Here is a 506-nt window from a genome sequence, read left to right on the forward strand (position 1 = left end):
CGGTTTCTCCTTCGACTTTCACGCCTTTATGTTGGCGGGCACCATCTATCTGTTGAGCGTGCTGGAGGCGGTGGGGGACATCACCGCCACCGCCATGGTCTCCCACCGGGATATTCAGGGCCCCGAGTTTCAAAAACGGCTCTCCGGCGGAGTGTTGGCTGATGGGTTGGTCTCGGTGATCGCCTCGGCGCTCGGTTCCCTGCCGCTCACCACCTTTGCCCAGAACAACGGGGTGATCCAGATGACCGGGGTGGCCTCACGCCATGTGGGCAAGTTTATTGCCGTCATCCTGGTGCTGCTGGGGCTCTTCCCTGTGGTGGGGCGCTTCTTTACCACCATACCGTCACCTGTGATGGGGGGAGCCATGGTCATTATGTTCTCCATGATCGCCATCGCAGGTGGTCGCATCATCATCAGCCACGGCTTCGATCGGCGGGAGACCCTGATTGTCGCCACCTCTCTGGGTCTTGGGCTTGGTGTCTCCTATGACCCGAACGTCTTCAAGG

At 60.1% G+C, this 506-nt stretch carries 1 protein-coding gene; it reads left to right on the plus strand.

Going from position 1 to position 506, the window contains the following annotated elements; all coding sequences use genetic code 11:
- The coding region (locus tag DBR30_RS13565) for a solute carrier family 23 protein (RefSeq protein ID WP_375135850.1) at window positions 1-506 on the plus strand (506 nt) is incomplete at both ends.

The sequence above is a fragment of the Aeromonas sp. HMWF017 genome (assembly GCF_003061465.1).
Lineage (GTDB): Bacteria > Pseudomonadota > Gammaproteobacteria > Enterobacterales > Aeromonadaceae > Aeromonas > Aeromonas veronii.